Origin of the sequence: Micromonospora peucetia (genome assembly GCF_900091625.1) — a bacterium.
Classification (GTDB): Bacteria; Actinomycetota; Actinomycetes; order Mycobacteriales; family Micromonosporaceae; genus Micromonospora; species Micromonospora peucetia.
On record NZ_FMIC01000002.1, the window covers coordinates 3592480 to 3607877 of the forward strand.

Annotated in this window: 16 protein-coding genes and 1 tRNA gene; 15 read left to right on the forward strand and 2 right to left on the reverse strand. The window is 68.7% G+C overall.

The window, feature by feature from the left end:
• Nucleotides 1–152 precede the first annotated feature (152 nt).
• The 7 genes from GA0070608_RS16830 (at nucleotide 153) to GA0070608_RS16855 (ending at nucleotide 6528) form a co-directional block, all read left to right on the forward strand.
• The gene (locus tag GA0070608_RS16830; RefSeq protein ID WP_091629090.1) at nucleotides 153–1106 is read left to right on the forward strand and encodes a hypothetical protein; all 954 of its coding nucleotides are present in this window, start codon (nucleotides 153–155) and stop codon (nucleotides 1104–1106) included.
• Nucleotides 1103–2797 (forward strand): M16 family metallopeptidase, encoded by a 1695-nt coding sequence (locus GA0070608_RS16835; RefSeq protein WP_091629093.1) that lies wholly within the window; start codon nucleotides 1103–1105, stop codon nucleotides 2795–2797. The genes GA0070608_RS16830 and GA0070608_RS16835 overlap by 4 nt, the downstream gene beginning before the upstream one ends.
• A gap of 64 nt (nucleotides 2798–2861) precedes the next feature.
• A tRNA-Ile gene (locus GA0070608_RS16840) sits at nucleotides 2862–2938 on the forward strand.
• A gap of 67 nt (nucleotides 2939–3005) precedes the next feature.
• Nucleotides 3006–4277 carry a tyrosine-type recombinase/integrase gene (locus GA0070608_RS16845; RefSeq protein ID WP_091635303.1) on the forward strand — a complete coding sequence of 424 codons (1272 nt, stop codon included), beginning with the start codon at nucleotides 3006–3008 and terminating at the stop codon, nucleotides 4275–4277.
• Between the two features lie 351 nt (nucleotides 4278–4628).
• Nucleotides 4629–4946, forward strand: a complete 318-nt coding sequence (locus GA0070608_RS32045; RefSeq protein ID WP_141719472.1) for a hypothetical protein — start codon at nucleotides 4629–4631, stop codon at nucleotides 4944–4946.
• A 93-nt stretch (nucleotides 4947–5039) separates the two neighbouring features.
• Nucleotides 5040–5936 (forward strand): Kiwa anti-phage protein KwaB-like domain-containing protein, encoded by an 897-nt coding sequence (locus GA0070608_RS16850; protein ID WP_141719473.1) that lies wholly within the window; start codon nucleotides 5040–5042, stop codon nucleotides 5934–5936.
• Between the two features lie 43 nt (nucleotides 5937–5979).
• Nucleotides 5980–6528, forward strand: a complete 549-nt coding sequence (locus GA0070608_RS16855; RefSeq protein WP_245715811.1) for an HD domain-containing protein — start codon at nucleotides 5980–5982, stop codon at nucleotides 6526–6528.
• A gap of 1 nt (nucleotide 6529) precedes the next feature.
• On the opposite strand, the gene GA0070608_RS16860 is transcribed toward GA0070608_RS16855, so the two are convergent.
• The gene (locus GA0070608_RS16860; protein ID WP_091629097.1) at nucleotides 6530–7000 is read right to left on the reverse strand and encodes an NUDIX domain-containing protein; all 471 of its coding nucleotides are present in this window, start codon (nucleotides 6998–7000) and stop codon (nucleotides 6530–6532) included.
• Nucleotides 7001–7004: 4 nt separating this feature from the next.
• Nucleotides 7005–7763 carry a helix-turn-helix domain-containing protein gene (locus GA0070608_RS16865; RefSeq protein ID WP_091629099.1) on the reverse strand — a complete coding sequence of 253 codons (759 nt, stop codon included), beginning with the start codon at nucleotides 7761–7763 and terminating at the stop codon, nucleotides 7005–7007.
• A gap of 136 nt (nucleotides 7764–7899) precedes the next feature.
• Between GA0070608_RS16865 and GA0070608_RS16870 the strand changes: the two genes are divergently transcribed.
• The 8 genes from GA0070608_RS16870 to GA0070608_RS16900 all read left to right on the forward strand — a co-directional run bounded on the left by GA0070608_RS16870 (nucleotide 7900) and on the right by GA0070608_RS16900 (nucleotide 14899).
• Complete coding sequence (locus GA0070608_RS16870; RefSeq protein WP_091629101.1) at nucleotides 7900–8139, forward strand: helix-turn-helix domain-containing protein; 240 nt, start codon at nucleotides 7900–7902, stop codon at nucleotides 8137–8139.
• On the forward strand, nucleotides 8139–8369 hold the full coding sequence (locus GA0070608_RS16875) for a DUF6284 family protein (RefSeq protein WP_091629103.1): 231 nt from the start codon (nucleotides 8139–8141) through the stop codon (nucleotides 8367–8369). The genes GA0070608_RS16870 and GA0070608_RS16875 overlap by 1 nt, the downstream gene beginning before the upstream one ends.
• A 12-nt stretch (nucleotides 8370–8381) precedes the next feature.
• Nucleotides 8382–8756 carry an RRQRL motif-containing zinc-binding protein gene (locus GA0070608_RS16880; protein WP_091635308.1) on the forward strand — a complete coding sequence of 125 codons (375 nt, stop codon included), beginning with the start codon at nucleotides 8382–8384 and terminating at the stop codon, nucleotides 8754–8756.
• A complete protein-coding gene (locus GA0070608_RS16885) occupies nucleotides 8753–9112 on the forward strand; it encodes a hypothetical protein (protein ID WP_141719474.1) in 360 nt (119 codons plus the stop codon). The genes GA0070608_RS16880 and GA0070608_RS16885 overlap by 4 nt, the downstream gene beginning before the upstream one ends.
• Complete coding sequence (locus tag GA0070608_RS33980) at nucleotides 9109–10920, forward strand: DUF2637 domain-containing protein (protein ID WP_091629108.1); 1812 nt, start codon at nucleotides 9109–9111, stop codon at nucleotides 10918–10920. Before GA0070608_RS16885 ends, GA0070608_RS33980 begins: the two co-directional genes overlap by 4 nt.
• Nucleotides 10921–11070: 150 nt before the next feature.
• On the forward strand, nucleotides 11071–11322 hold the full coding sequence (locus GA0070608_RS32050; RefSeq protein ID WP_245716115.1) for a hypothetical protein: 252 nt from the start codon (nucleotides 11071–11073) through the stop codon (nucleotides 11320–11322).
• Entirely contained in the window at nucleotides 11319–12713 is a 1395-nt protein-coding gene (locus tag GA0070608_RS33465) for a hypothetical protein (protein WP_245715812.1), read from the forward strand. Before GA0070608_RS32050 ends, GA0070608_RS33465 begins: the two co-directional genes overlap by 4 nt.
• Nucleotides 12713–14899 (forward strand): hypothetical protein, encoded by a 2187-nt coding sequence (locus tag GA0070608_RS16900; RefSeq protein WP_091629110.1) that lies wholly within the window; start codon nucleotides 12713–12715, stop codon nucleotides 14897–14899. The genes GA0070608_RS33465 and GA0070608_RS16900 overlap by 1 nt, the downstream gene beginning before the upstream one ends.
• The last annotated feature ends 499 nt before the right edge of the window (nucleotides 14900–15398 follow it).

Genomic DNA, 15398 nt, shown 5'->3' on the forward strand with positions numbered 1-15398 from the left:
TGCCGGTGTCCGTGGCCGGGGACCACCGGGACAGCCCTCCGTCCAGGGGGCGCTGGCGAGCGGCCGGCGGGCCGCCGGGGCCGTCCTGACGGAGCTGCGTACCGGCTGAACGGAGGGCTGCCGGCCGCTGAAGATCACCTATTATCCTCGCCATGCCCGCACCACTCTCGCCGCCCAACTTCGACGCCGCGGCGGCGTACCCCCAGGTCAGTCAGGTGCGCGCGGCTCTCGCGGCGCGCGACTGGCCGGCCCTGCGCGAGGTTGTCGACGGGCAGGACCCGCACGGCCAGACCTTCCTCGTCGACGATGTCGGCGAGACCCCCGACATCGAGGAGTTCCTCCGGGGAGTGCTGGCCCAGCAGCCCGACGACCGGCTCGCCGGCGCCCTGCTCGGGTCCCACCTGATCCGCGCCGGCTGGCGGATCCGCTCGGCCCGCCGCGCCGAGCACGTCAGCCGGGACCAGTTCGCCCAGTTCCACGCCCACCTGCGGCAGGCCGAGCAGGTGCTGATCGACGTCACCGCCCGACACCCGGACGACGCGGCGGCGTGGACGCAGCGGATCACCAACGCGCGGGGGTTGCAGCTCGGCCAGGCCGAGGCGCGCCGCCGCTACGACCAGCTCGCCAAGCACCACCCGCACCACCTGGCGGCCCAGGCGTCGCTGCTGCAACAGTTCTGCCCCAAGTGGAGCGGCACCTGGGAACGGGCACACGGCTTCGCCCGGGAATGCGCCGAGGCCGCCCCACCCGGCGCCCCGAACGCCGTGCTGGTGGTCGAGGCCCACCTGGAGGAGGCGCTCGACCACGACAACCTCGGCAAGGCGAGCGCCCACCTGCGCGGCGCGCACGTGCAGCGCGAGATCCACCAGGCGGCACAGCAGTCGGTCTGGCACCCCGAGTTCCGCCACGGCTGGGGCTGGGTCTGGGTGCGCAGCGTCTTCGCGATGGCCTTCTGCCTGCTCGACGAGTACCCGGCGGCGGCGCAGCAGTTCGCGGCCATGGGGCCGCTCGGCGACGAGGCGATGTTCGGCTACATCGACGGCGACTCGGCCAAGCAGTTCCAGCGGTTCCGCGACAGGGCGTACGCGAAGGGCGGGCAGTCATGATCCAGGAACTGGACGTGGACGGGGTGCCGACGCTGCTCGCCCCCACCGGCGGGCCGATGCGCGCCGGGCTGACCTTCCGGGTCGGCACCGCCGACGAGACCCTCGCCCGCAGCGGCATCACCCACCTGCTGGAACACCTCGCGCTGGCCCCCCTCGGGCTGGCCGACTACCACGTCAACGGCGCCACCGCGCCGGTGTTCACCACGTTCCACATGCAGGGCTCCGCGCAGGACATCGCCACCTTCCTCACCTCGGTCTGCGCCAACCTGACCGAACTGCCGACCGGCCGGCTGGAGGTGGAGAAGGAGATCCTGCGCACCGAGCACAGCAGCCGGGGGATGGCCGCCACCGACGACATCCCGCTGTGGCGGCACGGCGCCCGCGACTTCGGCATCACCAGCTACCCCGAGTGGGGCCTGACCGCACTCACCGGCGACGACCTGCGGCAGTGGGCGGCCCGCTGGTTCACCCGGGAGAACGCGGTGCTCTGGATCGCCGGGAAGGCCGTGCCCGCCGGGCTACGGCTGGCACTGCCCCCGGGCGTACGGCAGCCGGTGCCGGCGGCGTCGTCGGCGTTGCCGCAGACTCCCGCGTACTTCGTCGGCGGCTCGCGGGCGGTGGTGCTGGACGCCGTCGTGCGGCGTCGGACCGCCGCGAGCGTCTTCGCCGGAGTGCTGGAGCGCGAGCTGTACCGGGCGCTGCGCCAGGACGGCGGGCTCTCCTACCAGACCACGGCGGGCTACGAGCCGCGCGGCGACGGCAACGCGACGCTGCGGGCGCTGGCCGACGCGCTGCCGGAGAAGCAGGACGCCGTGCTCGGCGGCTTCGTCGACACCCTCGCCAAGCTGCGGGTCGGTCGGATCGAACAGGCCGACCTCGACGCCGTCGTGGCGAAACGGGAGGACTTCCTCGGCACCGCCGAGGTGGACGCGGCGCGGCTGCCGTCGTACGCCTTCAACGTGCTCACCGGCGAGCGCAACCTCACGGTCGACGAGCACCGGGCCGAGCTGAAGGTCGTCGACACCGACGACGTGCACGAGGTCGCCCGCGAGGCGCTGGCCGGCGCACTGCTGATGGTGCCCGAGGGGCACCGGGCCGACTGGGCCGGCTTCGCCGAGGCGCCCACCCGCTCGGCCGACACGGTGACCGGCACCGCCTACCGGGAGAAGGAAGGCGACGGCGAGCTGCACGTCGGCGTGGACGGGGTGAGCTGGCTCGGCCACGGCGGCCCGCTCACCGTGCGGTACGCCGAATGCGCCCTCATGCTCACCTGGCCCGACGGCGCCCGGCAGCTCATCGGCGACGATGCCATCTCGATGCGGATCGAACCGACCATGTTCGACCTGCACCCCGGCGCGATCCGGGTGGTCGATTCCCAGGTGCCGGCCGACCGGCAGGTGACCATGCCGGCCCGCGACCCGGAACGCATCCCGCAGCCACGGGCCGCGGCAGCCGGATCCGGGCGGCGGGAACCGGTGAAGCGCTCCTGGTGGGAGATCCCGCTGATGGTCGTCAGCGGTCTCGTCGCGCTGGTGATCGGCGGGGGGACCTTCCTGCTGACCCTCGGCATGTTCGTCACCGAGACCGCCGAGAGCGACAAGGGCTGGCTGTGGAGCGCCATCACGGTGGGATGGCTGCTCACTGTTATTCTCGCGTTGCCCATCGTGCTGCTACGCCGGCGACGTCGATGAGCGACGGCGCCGTTTCGTGCTGGCCGGTGGTACGCCGGGCGGGATAAGATCCGGCGCGGTGTTGGGGGCGGTAGCTCAGCCGGTTAGAGCAGGGGACTCATAATCCCTCGGTCGCGGGTTCGAGTCCCGCCCGCCCCACCAGGCAAAACTCTAGATCCACGATCTTCCCGTGGTGCTACTCGTGGTGCGAGCGCGCTACGGTCGCCCCATGGCGACGGCGAACGGGCGCGCGAAGCGTCAGCGTGGCGAGGTCGAGGAACTGCCCAGCGGCTCACTCAGGGTGAAGGTCTACGCGGGCGTCGACCCCATCACCAAGAAGCGGCACTACCTGACCGAGACCATCCCGCCCGGCCCGACCGCCCGGAAGGAAGCCGAGAAGGCGCGTACGCGGTTCCTCGCCCAGGTGGACGACCGGCGCAACCCGCGCACCCGCGCCACCGTCGACCAGTTGCTTGACCGGTGGTTGGAAGTGCTCGACGTGGAGACGTCGACCCGGCAGGGGTACGTGAAGAAGCTGAACAAGCACGTCCGGCCGCTGCTGGGCAAGCTGCCGGTGGGCCGGCTGGACGCCGAGACGCTGGAGTCGTTCTACGCGGTGCTGCGGAAGTGCCGGGGCCACTGTGGAGGCGGCCGGAAGGCCATCGAACATCGGAAGGTCGGGCCGCATGAGTGCACCGACAAGTGCCGGCCGCACGAGTGCAAGCCGCTGGCGCCAGCGTCGATCCGGCAGATTCACTGGATCCTGTCCGGTGCGCTGAACCGGGCCGTCCGGTGGCGCTGGATCGCGGTCAACCCGGCAGATCAAGCGGAGAAGCCGGGGATGCCTCAGCCCAACCCGCACCCACCATCGGCGCCGGAAGCGGCCCGACTGGTCACCCAGGCGTGGAAGGACCCCGACTGGGGAGCGTTTGTGTGGGTCGCTATGACGACGGGGGCGCGACGGAGTGAGCTGTGCGCGCTGCGGTGGTCTGCCGTCGACCTGGACGCGGCTGTGCTAACCCTGCGGAGCGCCCTGTACGTGGACGACGTGGGGAAGCTGCGTGAGAAGGACACCAAGACGCACCAGCAGCGGCGCGTAGCCCTGGACGCGGAGACGATAGAGGTGCTGCGCGACCAGCTGGCGCGCTGCGAGGAACGCGCGTCGGCTCTCGGGCTGTCGCTGGCCGCTGACGGCTACGTGTTCTCGCCGGACCCGGACGGCGGTACACCGTTAGTGCCGGACACGGCCACCCAGCGATTCAGCCGGATGGCCGCTCGGCTCGGCATCACCACGAACCTGCACGCTCTCCGGCACTACTCGGCAACGGAGCTGATCGCGGCCGGTGTCGACATCCGGACAGTTGCGGGGCGTCTCGGTCATGGCGGCGGTGGAGCCACCACGCTTCGCGTCTATGCCGCGTGGCTTTCGGAATCAGATCAGCGAGCTGCTGCGACGCTTGCTGGCAGGATGCCGGCCCGGCCCGGCTCTAGTGGGGCCTGAATTTGTCGTACCCGCCCTGCATCATGTTCAACGTGAGGTCAAATGCTGGTCATGGAGAGCTGGGCGCCACCACCCTGCAGTTGTGTTGCTGGTAGGCGGGTAGATGTTCGATGAGGCATCTGTCGAACCATACGGGGAACTGATGACGGTCAGGAGGAGTGACGCATGTTGATCAGGGTCCTCCTCTTCATATCATCGTATTCTCCGCTTTTTGCGTTACTCGCGATCCGATTCGATCAGACATGGCTTCGCCTGGTTTGTGCTGGTCTTGCTTGTCTAGGCTTGGCGTCCTTTGTCCTTATTTTTCGCCTGGACGGCAAGAAGTCTAAGGGGGCCTATAGGATTGTGAAGGTGACTGACGCCGGAAGTCAGGTTGCCGGCTATCTGGCGAGCTATCTGCTGCCGTTTCTTACTGTGTCGACCCCCTCGGTTAAAGACATTGTCGCTTATTCGGTTTTTCTGGGAGTGGTCTGCGCCGTATATGTGCAAACTTCATTATTGCAGATCAACCCTGTCCTGTATCTGTTTCGATGGCAAGTTTTCGAAGTGGAGGATAGTCAAGGCTTTCGTGGTTTCGTAATTAGCCGAAACAGGATTCTCTCTAACAGTGACATTCTTGCGACGAGATTTGGGGACAACGTGCTGATCGACCGGACCAAGGTCAAGTAGGGGATCCGTGTTAGCGGTCATCGCAAACGGTGTGCGAGTAGGGTATGGTCTTTCTTCTCGTAGGCGATCCCTGACCTGGTAGAGGTGTGCGGAGTGTTGGACTTTGACGAGTTTTCGAGTGCTGCACTGTCACTTGTGGTGGCGTGGCGTTCTGGAAAGACAGTTCATAGTCGACATGTCGTGGTCGGAGGCGCTGTCGAGCATGTCCTGCGGAGTTACGCAGGCGATAATGCTCAGAAGCTCCAGGCTGAGGGCGGTAAGGACTACACTCCGGACGACGACCAGGGTGATGCGCCGTTCTTGCGGGTCGCCGCAGACGAGTTAATTGATCATGTTGTTATCGAGGCGCTCCGTCGTGGACCGTCTCAACCCTTGGCGCAGCGCTCCGAAATGAGCAAGCTGAAGATGTATGCGGTCATCCTTGGCGATGACCCGACGCGTCAGGTGATGTTCGTAAGTCGTGGAACGCCGATAAAGCTAGGCGAGAAAAGTCTAGTGGCTTTCCTTAGCGAATCTCTCAATAAGGTTACGGATCCGATCTTTGCCTTCGATCCGTTCTTTGATGTGATCATTGGTCCCGATGGCGTGATAGCCCTTAATCAGAAGAACTTCGAGGCTCTTTTTAAGGATACCGAGGCGGTCCTTTCCAAGACAAGCGAATGGGTCGAGAAGCTCGCAGAGGTTCTGCCGATTGAAGGCTCTAGCAAGATTTATCTCGCGGATCAACTGCGTCGAAACTCGGTCCTTCGTCGGAAGGTTCAAGCGATTCTGCGTAAGCCGCACCTAAAGATGCTCACGACTGAGACGCTCATTCAGAATATGAAAAAGCATGAGCTCGACCCTGAAGCTCTGCTGAGCGATGGAGAGCTGATATTTGACTCCGAAACCAAGACCGATATCCTACTCCTGCTGAATGAGGATCTTTTCAGGGGTGACTTTTCAGGAGACTCGTACGCTGCCAGCAAAAAGGCGTCTCGCGCTTCTGGTTAGCCGAGTGGAGACTTGGGCGACTTCCTAGAGGTATGCTCTCTGCGTGGAGCTTGAGACGGTGGCCAGGGGTGTGGCCAAAGGAATGCTCTCGGAGTCGTTGCCGCGTCGGTGGACGCATGTACAAGCTGTGGCTGCGAAGGCGAAACGGATATCTAGTCTTCTTGGTGAGTCTGAGCAGCCGATTTTGGTGGCCGCGGCGTGGCTTCATGATGTCGGCTACGCCCCCGCAATCGTTTCAACGGGCCTGCATGCACTTGATGGTGCACGTTGGTTGCGCGATCGGCGAGTCCATACGCGAGTTGTCGCCTTGGTCGCGTACCATTCGTGTGCTCGCTTCGAGGCGGATGAGCTTGGCCTTTCGGAGCAACTGCAGAACGAATTTGATGACGAGCAATCGCCGTTGCGCGATGCATTATGGTACTCGGATATGACGACAGGGCCAGATGGTCAGGACTTTGACGTGCTGCAGCGGCTCGCTGAGATTCGCTCTCGCTATGGGCCCGAGCATGTCGTCACGCGTTTTTGGTCGCGCGCCGAGCCAGAAATTGTAGCTGCAGTGCGGCGTGTAGAGGATCGTTTGGCGGCGGTATAGATCAGCCGATGTAGGGTTCTGGCCGATGTTCGTATCCGTGGTCGATGCGGAGCCGCATGGACGGATGGATCGGCAGGGCGCCCAAGTCGATCCTGTCGACCCATCGTACTTCTGACGATTCGTTGCTTAACGTCGGGTCGCCGCCAAGGTAGCGAGCGCGGAAGCAGATCGAGAACTGCTGGCGGACCTCGCCGTCGCTGTACGCCATGACGTGCTTAGGGTCGGTGTATATGCCGACGATGCCAGTCACCTCAACGTCGATTCCGGACTCTTCTTTAGTCTCGCGTACGGCGGTCTCCGCGATGTACTCGCCGAAGTCCTGGGCGCCGCCAGGAATGGCCCAAAGCCCGTTGTCGGTCCGCCGGATGAGTAGTACCCGGTCCTGCGCGTCGAGGACGAACACCGTTACCGCTGGGACGATGCTGTTCGGCTTCGGCGCTTGGGGGTCGTTGTAGTACTCGGTCCTCGCCATGTCCTCAGCCTGCCACTACCGGCTTCCACACGGGCACTGAGGTTTCCCACACTCGGTCGAAGCTGTCGGTGTACGTGCCGAAGAGGTCGCCGCCGGCGAGCCGCCGCAGGTGCATGACGGGCGTGTGTGCCGCAGGGAAGCCGAAGACGTGCGAGTTGACGAGCATCTCGTCATCGAACCGGAAGATGGAGTTGTAGAGCGTCGTCCGGTGGAAGTGCACCGTCACGCCCTGGACGTCGCGTAGGCGCTGATAGAAGGCGAGCACGTTCCGTACCTTGCCGCCCATCGCGTCGCCGATGCCTTCCTCGGCGCCTCGCTGAGCGACCTCGGGACTGTCCGGGTCGCCAAGCAGGATTTCGACCTGGATGCCAGCTGCTGCCTTCGCCTTCAGCGTGGCGACCAGCTGCGGTTGCTGCTCGGGCAGGAATAGTCCTGCGTAGACGAGGATGCCGATCCGTTCCTGTGCCTGTGAAATCAGCCGTCGCCAGAGGTCATCCGGTACGGCCGCCCTGCGCGGGTAGACCTGGACCACCTCGGATTCCGCCACGCGGTTGGCGCGCTCCTGGGGCATCGCATTCGGCCAGAGGTACGACTCGCTCTCCCTGACCAGCGCAGCGATCGCGTGCCGGTAGCGCGGGTATGGCGCTCGACCCTGCGTGATCCAACGCTCCACAGTCTTCGGATCCACGCCTACATGTTCGGCAATCGCTGTCGGCGTGAGGCCCTTGCGCAGCATCGCATCTCGTAGCCGGTCGTTCGGCACTGTCGCCTCCAGGGGACGAGTAGGGACGACTGCACGTTACCAAGGACGTCCCTAGCCGTCTAGCCCTGTGGTGAAGGTGTCACCCCTCGCGATCGGAAGCTATGCGCACCCCGATCAAGAAGGCGGAAGGACACAGATGAAGACCGATCGACCTGCTGGCCACCCCCAGCGGTTCTACACCGTCGCGGAAGCGGCTCAACTACTGCGTACCTGCGACATGACGCTCTACCGGTCGATTCGTGCGGGTGAGTTCCCGGCGATCCGCATTCGCGGCCGGTACGTCGTCCCCGCGAAGGCCATCGACGCGATGGAGGCGGAAGCCCTCACCAACGGTCTGGTCGACGTCGCCGATTACTGCCCTCGGAGCGTGGCGTGATGACGACCTATGACCGTGAGCCCAGCGCGACGGAACTCGCTGAGGTTGAGCAGGAGTTGCCGCTGATCGAGGCCGAGGTTCTGCTGCTCGACGCACAGATCGTCGTGCTGACCAGCGACTCCGGGCCGACCGAGCTGGACTGGCAGCGGCTGCGTCGGGCACAACGGCGCGTGCTGCGCGAAGCTCGCGACCTGCTTGCTGTCCGGTCGGCTGCCAACCGGGCCGCGTAGGCGGTGGTGACGGTGAGCCGAATCCGCGCCGCCTTCCACGACCCGGAGGGATCGCGGTACGGCATCCCCACCTTCTGGTGGCGCGGTGCTCCTGCCGGCTACGCCACCCGCCGTCAACTGCGCGCCGCCGGGCTGCGGCCCGGTGGTCAGCCGGTCGCCGCGCAGGTGCTCTGGCGCGGTGTCGGCGGTACCCGGGCCGCCTACCTGTACCGGGTCGACCTGGCCCGGCCGAAGCGCACCGCCACCGCCGCCCAGCGGGCCGCCATCGGCAAGGCGCTGATCGCTCGCCGTACCTGCCGCATCTGCGGCCAGGTGCGGCCCTACTACATCCCGCGCTCGCTCAACGAGTGCTTGACCTGCGCTTTCCCTGAGGAGGAAGCAGCATGACGCTTCAACCCTGCACCCCTATCGACCCTCGCCGGAGGGTGTTCGACGTGATCGCCGCCGGCACGGCCGCTGACCTGCCGGTCCCGTACCGCGTGCAGATTCCCGACGATCACCGCATCGTCAGCGTGTTCCTCGGGAACGACAACCCGGACGCCGTCGACCGGTGGGCGACCTGGCTCGACCTGCCCCGACCGCAGATGTCCGGGCACCTGATCGAGTCGGCTCGCCGGTGGTTCACGACGTACCAGTCGGAGACGTTCGAGCACCCCGACCTGCCGGGCTGGCAGCTTCAGGTCGTTTCGTACATCACCGTTCCCGCGCCGGTCGCCGACAAGGCTGCGGGGGTGACGGCATGACGATGGTTGGGGACCTGACTGGTCTTGCCAGCAACGACCGGCGGGTCGCGCGGGAGTTGGCCGCCGCCGAGCGGGAGCGGCTGGCCGTGCAGCAGCGCATCGCCGCTGACAACGCGGCGGCTGATCGCCGGCTGCGCACCGAGGAAGGCCGGCTGCGTCTGGACGCGCAGCGCGACCGGATGCAGGCCGATCGGCGGGAGCGCCGCCGGGTAGAGCGGGAGGCCGCGCGGGCGGCGAAGCGGGAGCGTCGGCAGGCACGCCGCCGAGAGATGGCCGGCTGGTACGCGACGAAGACCGCCTATGTGCGGGACAACGCGGCGGCGGTCTACTCCGGCCTGATCTACGGCCTGGCGGTCTCCGGCGCGGTCTACGGGCAGGTCGACGCCGCCCGCGCGAACAACCTGCCCACCCCGGTCGGGGTGGTCGCCGCGGTGGCCATCGAGGGCACCGGCCTTGCGATGGCGTTGACCGCGCAGCAGCAGCGCCTCAAGGGCGAACGCGCGATGCTCGCCCGGTCCCTGGTGTGGGTGTGCACGGCCATCGCGGTCGGCATCAACGCCTACGGCCACGGAGCGGAGCCGGTCAAGGCGGCGGGTCTGTCGGTGCTGTCGGCGCTGGGCATCATCGTCTACGAGGTTCGCTCGGGTGCGAAGCACCGTAAGGCGCTGCGCGAAGCCGGGATGATTCCGGAGCCGCCGGAGCGGTTCGGGTGGCGACGCTGGCTGACCTACTTCCGGCCCACCGTGGAGGCGTGGAAGCTCGACGTCCGCGACCGGCTCAGCCCTGGCGCTGCCGACCTGATCGCCCGCGCTGAGGCTCGCCGGGCCGCGCAGCGTCGTGAGGCGCTGGTCCGGGAGGTGGCCGACCGGGCGCGTAAGGCTGCGACCAAGGCCACCCGCAAGGGCGATGCCGGAGCCGCCCTCGCGGCGCTGGTACGGCTGGCGTCCACCGGCACCCCGGCCCCGCTGCTGGCCCTGCCCTCCCCGGGTCGGGCGGAGGCAGACGCGGCGCGGGCCGATGCTGCCGACGCGCGTCGGGCGCAGGCACGAGCGGAAGCGGCCACCCGCACGGCCGTCGAGCGGGCGAAGGCGGAAGCAGCGCGACGGGCCGAGGTGGAAGCAAACGCTGCCGCGATCGTGCGTCGGGCGGAAGCGGACGCACTTGCCGCCGTCGAGCGGGCGGAAGCGGAAGCAGCGCGTCGGGTCAAGGCGGAAGCGGACGCCGCGACGGCGGTGCGTCGGGCGGAAGCGGAAGCGGCTAATGTGGCGCTGGCGCGTCAGGCGGAAGCGGACGCACGGCAGGCGTTGCAGCGCCTTCGGACGGAGGCGGAAGCAGCGCGCACCGATGTGCGCTCCGAGACGGCGCGGGCGGCCCGCACGCAAGGCCAGCTCGACGCGGCGCAGGCCGAATGGCAGCAGCGACTACAGGCCGTTGACGCCGACGCCGGACGGCTCCGGCGGGAGCTGGCCGTCGAGCGCGAGGCCCGGCACCGGGCCGAGGCCCGTGTCGAGACCATCAGCCAGGAAGCCGAGGGGTTGCGCGCAGCGGTCGCGCAGGCTGCCGCCGAGGCTGCCCGCAAGACCCGCCGCAACCCCACCACCGCCCCGACCGAGGTCGAGCCAGTGTTGCTCGACGGCAAGCCGGTCCCGCTGGTGGACCGGGTCAGCGCGGCAACCGTTCTGGCGGTGCTGGAAGCGCGCCGGGACAACCCGGAGGCGAACCAGAAGCAGCTCGCCGCGCTCGCGAAGACCAGTGACCGCACGGTCCGCAAGGTGTTCGCCGCCGCGCAGGCCACCGCCAGTAGCTAGTTCTGCCCGGCGGCACAGCACACGGCCTAGACAACCCGCTGTGCCGCCGGCCCCTTCCCTCAATCCATCGGACGTCGGGAGAGGACACCCATGGTTCCAGACCCGACCGCATCCCACGCATCCGGCTTCGTCTTGGAAGGAGCACCCGTGATGGTGTCAGGAACGTCGAGTACGCAGTTTCACCGGCCGCGCGCGACCCCGGCGGCGGCCCGGTCGAAGGGGTCGCGGGCGGGGGTGGCCGTCGCGGTGACGGTCGGCGGCCCGGTCGGTGTGTTCGCTGCCGGGTTCGGCATGGCAAGGGACGCGCAGCTCACCGCGTGGCTTCTGCTGGCCCTGCTGATCACGGCCAGCGGTTACGGGATCGTGCGGCTGGTGCTGCGGTCGGTGGCCGGTTCGCGGTGAGCACCGACACGATCGAGGCCACCGACGCCGCGCCGCCCACCAGCCCCGACAGCGCACCGGAGCCCGCCGCCGATGGCGCAGACCGACACGATGACCTGCCGGTAGCTGAGGCGGACGAACCAACCGCGGAATCGAGCTCCGACGACGGCGAGACCGGGCCGGACGACGCTGACGGCCCGGTCGGGTTTCCTGGTGGCGCGATCCTGATCAGCGCCGGTGACGTCCTGGCCGTGGGTGGTGGGGCGGTGTTGGCCGGTGCTGGCGGGGTGGGTGCGCTGCTGCTGGCCGCTGCCGCGACCGCTGCCGCCGGGCTCGCGCTGACCGAGCGGAAGAACAAGCGCAAGCGTGACGCTGCCGCCGGTCGTACCGGTCAGGTCGCCCGACCATCCCGCCGGGCCGCCGCCGCTGGCGGTATGCCCGGCGGGGGTGGTCGGGGCCGGGGCAAGCCCGGCGGTGCGAAGGGCATCCCCGGTAGCGGGCTGTTCGGCCGGAGCAAGCCCGGCGGCAAGAACGGCGGTGCGGGCAAGCCCGCCGCTGGTGGCCCGTCCGGACGGAGCAAACCCAGCAAAGGCAGGGGTTCCGCCGGCACGCCCGGCGGGCTGTCTGGCCGGGGCAAGCCCGCTGGGTCGAAGGGCTCGCCGGGTGGCCTGTTCGGTCGCGGTAAACCCGCTGGGTCGAAGGGCTCGCCGGGTGGCCTGTTCGGTCGCGGTAAACCCGCCGGGTCGAAGGGCTCCCCTGGTGGTGGGCTGTTCGGCCGGAGCAAGCCCGGCAAGGGCCGCAAGCCGCACGTGATCAGTGACCCCGGGTTGCGGCCCCGCACGGGCGCCACACCTCGGGGCAAGGCCATCGGGCCGAAGGCGACGCCGAAGCCGATCGCTGGCCCGGATGAGGCTGCGCGTAAGGCCGAGGAAGCCCGCAAAGCCAACGAGACCAAGCCCACGACCGACAAGACCAGCAAGGCCACGACCGACGAGAACGGCAACCCCACGAACGGCAACGACAGCAGCCCGGCTGATGTGGCCGCTCTGCTGGCACTCATCTCAGGAGGTACGCAGATGGGTCAGTTCCCTCTCCCCGGAGCGGCGTCGGAGTTCCGATCGGCCGCGAGCAGGTACACCCCCGATGACATGTACGAGTTCGGCGCGCACCTGGCGCAGATGCCCGCCGCGATGCTCGACATCGCCGAAGGGCTCAAGGCCATGGCGTTGCGCACGCACGCCGAGCGGCCGGTAGACCCCCGCGTCGTGGAAGCCCTCGCCGCCCTCTACCAGGTGCAGCGCGCCACGATCGCCGCCGCCGAAACCATCGCCCCGGTGTTCCGCAAGGTCCACGAACGTGACCTCGCCCGCAAGGAAGCCCCGCGCACCAACGAGCAGGAGTGGAACGTCTGATGACCCTCACCAACGACAACCCGATGGTGCCCCCGGCCAGCGTGCCGGGGGCCACCCCCACCCCCACCGCTCCCGCCCCTGCCAAGCCGGCCCGGGGGCGGGCGGGGAGCTGGGTTACCTACGCCCTGTCCACCTGGCACTGGCGGCACCCGCACCCCGCGTGGGGCACCCTCAACGCCGCCGGGGCAACCCTGGGCGCGGCCAGCATCGCCGCCGCCGCTGGCGTGCCGGGTCCGTTCGCCGCGATCGGCGGCGCGCTCGGCGCGGCCGGCGCAGTCGCCGCCGGCATGGCCGAAGACCAGCCCGGCCACCGGCTGCTGTGGCGGGGCTGCTGCTGGATGATGCCCGGGACCTGGGCGACCACCGCCCTCATGACCGACGCCATCTGGTCCGGATGGGCACTCGGCACCCTCGCCGCCGGCACCGCCGGCTTCGCCACCGCCGCCACCGCGATCGGCCGATCCCGCCGCCGCCGGGCCGCCGCCGCACAGGATCGAGCGGCCGTGCTCGACGCTGCCGCCCGCCGCGACCGGCTCGCGGCCTTGTGGGAGGCGCGCATCGCGCGGGTCACCGACGTGAAGGTGCGGGTGCGCAACGTGCAGGGGTGGGCGACCCGGACCGGGTTCACCCTCGATGCCGACCTCCCGCCGGGTGGGGCGACGTGGCGAGACATCGCCCGCCGCACCGAAGGGCTCGCCGCCGACGCCCGGCTTCCGCACGGCTGTGAGGTCACCGTCGAACCGGGCGACAGCCGGGGCGCGGTGCTGCTGCACGTCTCCACCGTCAACGCTCTCTCCCAGGATCACTACCTGGACGACTACAGCCCCCTGTCGATCAACAACCCCCTCGCGATCGGGCCGCTGCGCAACGGCGAGCAGGCCGTCATCAACCTGCGCTACGCGTGCGGGGTGCTGGTCGGTCAGACCGACAGCGGGAAGACCAACCAGTTGCAGACCATCAACACCCAACTCGTGCGGTGCGTCGACACCCTCGTGTGGCAAATCGACCTGGCCGGTGGTGGTCTGTCCCGACCGTGGGTCACCCCCTACGCCGAAGGCCGCGCCCCGCGCCCGGCCGTCGACTGGGTCGCTACGAACATCGCGGAAGCGGAGATCATGGTTCGCGCCGCGATCGAGATCATCAACGGACGGAAGCCCGCATACCAGCAGCGGATGCGGGCAGCGAACGACGACAAGATCCCGGTCGGCCCGGACCTGCCCGAGATCGTGATCGTGGTAGACGAGATCAAGACCGTGCCGCCGCACATCGTGAACATGCTCGCCCAGATCAGCGACACCGGCCGCGCCGCCGGAGTCCGCACCCTCTGCTGCGCCCTACGCGCCACCGACGACTACCTGCCCATCGCGATCAAGGAGCAGGCCCGGATCCGAATCGGGATGCGGGTCACCGACGACAAGGAACTCAACTACCTGTTCGGCTGGAAGTACAACATCGACGCCGAAGCCGCCCCCTACCAAGGCACCGGCTTCCTACTCGCCGGCACCCCCGGCGAGGCCGCGCCGATGCCGTTCAAGGGCTACCGCACCGACCCGAACCGCATCGACTCCGCCGCCGTCGCGGTCGCACCCTGGCGACCCGACCTCGACGCCACCTCCGCGCAGTTGGCCGGACAGGTCGCGCTCAAGGGAACCCGCGCCTACGCCGACCGGTGGACACGCACCATGCCCACCCTGTTCACCGACCCAATCACCATCACCCGCCCGACCCAGCCGACGCCGACCGCGACGCCGCCCAACGCCACCCCGACCAACGGTGGCGCTGGTGACGACATCAGCCACCTGTTCGACCCGATCCCCGGAGACACCCTCGACGCCGCCCTCGACCGCTTCCGCACCATCGCGGCCCGCAACGTCACCGAACTCGGCATCGACATGACCACCGCCCTCCACCACCTCAACCCCGTACCGGAGTTGCTGACCCGCGCCCTCGACGCCACCGAGACCAACGGCGGGCGCATCCACACCGGCGACCTGGCCGCCCGCCTCGACATGGACCCCGCCACCCTCGGCACCGAACTCAACCGGCTGTTGCGCGACGTCGGCGTCGAGCGGCACAACGCCACCGGCAGCGTCCGCATCGGCGAGGCGGTCAAGCCGGGATACCACTCCGCAACTCTGCGTGAGGCCATCGACGCCTACCGGACCGGTGGCCAGCGCGCCGCCTGACCCCACACAAACCGGCGTGTGGGTCACACACGAACGCCTCACACAACCGTGTGACCCACACGCCCCGTCCCACCCCTGTGCCACGCACTGACCTGCCCGTGAAGGCGTGTGACCCACACACCACAACAGGGGGGTCCCGGCCCGAAAACCGGCCCAGCACCCCCCTTCCCTCACACGCCTGACACGCCTGACACACACCCACACGCCGGAGCACCCCCGGCGCGATCCCGCACACCCACACACGACTACCCGAAGTAATCAACGGCGCGCTTCGCGCACTCACCCCCGAGTGGCCAGCACCCGCCCCGGCACCGGCCAGCCCGCCACACCAGGAAGGAGGGACACCGGCCGATGAACCTGCTCGACACCCGATGCGGGCACTGGATCGGCGGGGCCCGGCGCTACTGCCACAGCCCGAACGGTGTCCGCCCCTACCTGCAAGGCCCCCGCTGCCCCGACCACACCCCCGCCGCGCTCGCCGGCCGACCCGAAGCCCCGT